The following is a 4,428-nucleotide window of genomic DNA, read 5'->3' as shown; positions in this document are numbered from 1 at the left end:
CCATCCGTTCGGTGTAGGGCGCAAACGCACTGTAGGGCTGGACGGGGATGCGTTCCCGAAACTGATCTACGGTGCGAACATCCGACAGACCGTTTTCACGGGCAAAGGCCGTGTTCCGATAGGTGTGCAGGAGCGATCGCAAAAACTGAGCCTGTACCGCCTCCACACGTTGAGTTTGGCGCAGCAACACGGCTTTGTTGCGACGGGCGATCGCCGCTAGTACAGGTAGCGCAAAATCTGTCATAGCTTGGGATAGAGAACGAAGAAGTCTACATTCAAACTGGGCAATCGGGGGCAATCAGTCAGGAGATGAAGAACACCTAGGATTCGTGGATCTACTCATCTCTCTTATACACAGGCTACGGAATGCGAGCCGTCAGCGCAGACGAATTCTGCAACGCCTCCATCAGATCGTCCGGTAAGGAGTGTCCTGCCGGAACTCGCCACGTCGGTTCGAGAAGGTGAGAGGGATGCTCATGCTGCATACGCTTCGAGCCGCCGCTGGTGATATTGAGCAGGATAGAGTCTTGCTTGCGAACCTGTCCCGCTTCTACCGCCCGGATCAAGGCTGCCGTTGCCATGCTCGATGCCGGACAAATATCGATCCCCTCTAGCATTTCAAACAAATGTCGTGCCCGTGCCGCTTCATCGTTCATCACCGCATACATCGATCCCCGCGTATCCCGGAGTGCTTCGTATAGCCCTCCGCGCAGGGAATAGGCCGGATTGCGATTGGTCAACACCGTAGCCGTCACTTGCTGAATTTGGGCTTTATCCAGAGCCTCGCTGGAGGGGAGGAGCGATCGCGATTTTGCGTTCCAAGCCTGCACCATCGGCGTAAACGGACTATTCTGCGCGAGGTGCAACCGCATCCGCCGCGACCCAAATCGTCCATCTCGCAGCAATCGCTGCGTTGCTTCCCAGGCCGCAATGCCACCCGTTCCCGATCCAACCGCTTGAAAATAGTGATCGGGAATGCGTCTGAGGGTTGCCACCGCATCGATGACGGTCAGCCCCATGCCATCCCGCCGCGCCACGTTAGCCGCGCCACCTTCGGGGAAAAAGGCATCCATTTGGCTAATCTGTTGCCCAAGGGCGATCGCGTCGGAGTAGTCCCCATCAATGGCAATCAGGCGCACGTTGGGGTTAAACGGTTGCGGTGACCAAATGGCGTTCAAATTCTTTTCGGGAATGATCAGCAGTAGAGGAATCTGCAACTGAGAGCACAGCGTTGCAAAGGCTCTACCTGTGTTGCCTGCCGACGTAATCACAAGGGTGCGATCGTGACCTTCGGGAATTCGCGCTAGAACGGTTGCGGCTTCTAGCTCTTTAAACGAACCCGTTGTCAGTTGGGCATCTCGTTCCGGCCAGTAGCCATTAAAACTAACGTATAGATTGCTCAACCCTAGGTGCTGGGCTAACCCTTTGCTTTCGTAGACCATCGGCTTGCCCATTAAGTTTAGGGAACGTCCCACCGGGAGCCAATCTGAATATCGAAAAATACCGGGCTGCTGGAGCCGAACCTGCAATGTTTTTGCGCTGTACTCCGCCCTCAGGAGTGCAGGACGATGCTCTTTATCACAATGAAGACGGAACGGATCGGCTGGATAGTTTGCGCCGCAGTGGGTGCAACGGAGAACGTAGTGCGGGCGATCGCTCTGTCTACTAGGCATTTCAGGAGTTTTGGGCATCGTTAGAGACGAATCCCTCGATAAATGTCAACGTCGTCAGCTAGGGATTTATCGATACTACAGTAGGGGTTTCCAATTCGTGGCGAATCTGTGTGACAGTTGATGCATTTGGGAGGGGGATACTACTGCTCACTGGCGCAACACCAGCACCGGACACGGAGCCAACCGCACCACCCGTTCCGCCACCGATCCCATCAAAAAGCGGGATACCCCCACACGACCGTGGGATGGAATCACGATCAGGCTAATTTGATTCTCTTTGGCATAGTGGGTAATTTCCGTCGCGGGATCACCAATCACTACACTGAGATGGACACGCTCATAGGCTGGATCAGCATAATGCTCACGGAAATACTGCTTCACATGGTCGGTGCGCGTTTGATCATCAACGGTGTGCCAAGTCATCCCCGGATCCCCCGGATTCAGCCGTGGCAGCACGTGCAGCACATGCAAGCACGATGGATCGCGAACCGATGCCAGGGCATTCTCCTGAGCTTTCGAGGCTTCGTCTGAAAAATCAGTAGGAACGAGAACTCGATCCATTGATAAGAGTTGCAGTCCAGATGAGGTTTGCATGGTGGGTTAACTCCTTTGGTTTCCTTTCATTGCATCAATATTAAACAAACTGATGAGTACGCCTGCGATTGGGGTGGCTAGAAATAGTCCCAATAATCCAGCAATTTGAAACCCGACTAGCAACGCAAAAAACATCACTACAGGATTCATATTGATGGATCCTTGCATGATGTGGGGAAGCAGAATGTTTTCCTGCACCTGTTGCAGCAGAATACACACGACAATCACCGTAACGCTGAGCCAAATCCCATTCGGCAACAGAATGAGGGCAATCAGACTAACTCCCAACGTTGCGCCGATGCCAGGAATCAGATCCAACAAACCTGCGATCGCCGATAGCAGTAACGCGTAGGGAGCTTTCAAAAACCAAAAGGCGACGAGGCAGGAAGCGCTGAAAAATACGGAAAGCAAAAAGCGTCCCCAGAAGAACCCTAAAAGATTTTGCCGAATTGAGTCGGAGACGCGATCGCGATAGTCCGATGGAACTGATTGAATGAGGTAAGTCCACAGGCGATCGCCATCGAGCAGCATAAAAAATGCAATCACCGAAATCAGGATTAGATCCACCAAGCGCAAGAAAAAGGCTTGCAAAAGTCCCAACCCAACGCCAACACCTGACAGGGCTTGGGTGCGAAATTGTTCACCAAGCTGGGTGAAATCGACCTCTAGGTTAACGCTGGTCAACATATCCTGAAGCTGGGTCAACAGCGCAATGGAGGCATCAATCCATTCAGGAGCCTGAGTGAGGAGTTGTTGCCCCTGTGCTAATACCGTAACTCCGATCGTAAAGGCAAATCCACTTAAGAGAAGAAGCGTTACAACAAACACGCCAAGCACCGCAATACCGCGAGGAATGAAGTGCTGTAGCCAATGCACCGGATACCCTAGCAGAAACGCCAAAATGGCGGCAAAGGTAAAGATAACAATGACAGGCCGAAAAAACTCCAGCACTTGCACCAGGACCCAGCCCAGGGCAAAGAGCAGGATCAGCCGGATTAGTCGGGTATTCGTGAACCATGCCCAAACGTTTTCCCACAGTACATGTTGATGATTGTCGCCCATTCAGCCCACAGACTCGCTTCCTAGTCCAAGAGAACTAGCCCAAGTATAGAGCCGATTGATGAGATGGCTATGGTTAGCCCTGGGCAGGTTTTTAGTGCTTGCCCAGGAGGCGATCGCGCAACTGTTTGATGCGATCGCGCAATTTGGCCGCCTCTTCAAACTCCAGTTTTTTAGCAGCGTCCTTCATTTCGGCTTCTAGCTTCACGATTAGATCGGGAATATCCTCCAGCGACAAGTCATCGGAATGTTCGAAGATCTCCTCCAACTCCTGCGCCGAGATCCGCCGCGACACTTCCAGAAATTGCAGGATCGAGTTGTTAGATCGTTTGATAATGGGTTGCGGAGTAATGCCGTGTTTCTCGTTGTAGGCCATCTGAATGGCGCGACGACGCTCCGTTTCGCTGATCGCTCGCGCCATGCTGTCCGTAAGGTTATCCGCATAGAGAATCGCCTGTCCACGAACGTGCCGCGCCGCCCGTCCAATCGTCTGAATGAGCGATCGCTCGGCACGTAGAAATCCCTCTTTGTCGGCATCCAGAATGGCAACCAGAGAGACCTCCGGCAAGTCCAGTCCTTCCCGCAGCAGGTTCACCCCAATCAGCACGTCAAACTCTCCCCCCCGCAAATCTTGGAGAATTTCGATCCGCTCAATGGAGTTAATTTCTGAGTGGAGATAGCGTACCCGCACCCCCCTTTCTTGAAAATACTCGGTCAAGTCCTCCGCCATGCGCTTGGTCAGAGTCGTGATCAGCGTCCGTTCGCCCCGCTTCACCCGCTCCTGAATTTCGCCCAAGAGATCGTCCACCTGTCCCTCGGTCGGACGCACAAAGATCTCCGGATCGAGAACTCCTGTGGGACGGATCACCTGTTCCACAATGCGACCCGTTCCGGGAACATAGAGCTTAATCGGCTTTTTCTCGTCCCCACTCACATCCATCTTGCCGTCCGACTGTTCCAGTTCCCATTCCCCCGGAGTGGCCGACACAAAGACACACTGATCCACCTTATTCCAAAACTCCTCAGACTTCAGCGGTCGGTTATCGGCGGCACTGGGCAACCGGAACCCGTGATCGATTAGGGTCATTTTGCGAGAGCGATC

At 53.3% G+C, this 4,428-nt stretch carries 5 protein-coding genes; all 5 read right to left on the bottom strand.

The features are described 5' to 3' along the window. Positions 1 to 244: GH3 auxin-responsive promoter family protein (locus IGR76_13455; GenBank protein MBF2079483.1), on the bottom strand; the 244-nt coding region annotated here is incomplete at its 3' end. 115 nt (positions 245 to 359) lie between these two features. After that, positions 360 to 1,673: a cysteate synthase gene (locus IGR76_13450; GenBank protein ID MBF2079482.1), complete on the bottom strand. Its 1,314-nt coding sequence runs from the start codon at positions 1,671 to 1,673 to the stop codon at positions 360 to 362. Positions 1,674 to 1,820: 147 nt separating this feature from the next. Next, positions 1,821 to 2,267 (bottom strand): universal stress protein, encoded by a 447-nt coding sequence (locus IGR76_13445; protein ID MBF2079481.1) that lies wholly within the window; start codon positions 2,265 to 2,267, stop codon positions 1,821 to 1,823. A gap of 6 nt (positions 2,268 to 2,273) precedes the next feature. Further along, positions 2,274 to 3,329: an AI-2E family transporter gene (locus IGR76_13440; protein ID MBF2079480.1), complete on the bottom strand. Its 1,056-nt coding sequence runs from the start codon at positions 3,327 to 3,329 to the stop codon at positions 2,274 to 2,276. Between the two features lie 91 nt (positions 3,330 to 3,420). Further along, positions 3,421 to 4,428, bottom strand: a 1,008-nt coding sequence (locus IGR76_13435) for a UvrB/UvrC motif-containing protein (protein MBF2079479.1), incomplete at its 5' end; no start/stop codon positions are given.

Origin of the sequence: Synechococcales cyanobacterium T60_A2020_003 (assembly GCA_015272205.1) — a bacterium.
Classification (GTDB): Bacteria; Cyanobacteriota; Cyanobacteriia; order RECH01; family RECH01; genus JACYMB01.
Note: the sequence above shows the minus strand (reverse complement) of the source record. Positions and strands in the feature narration are given on the sequence as shown.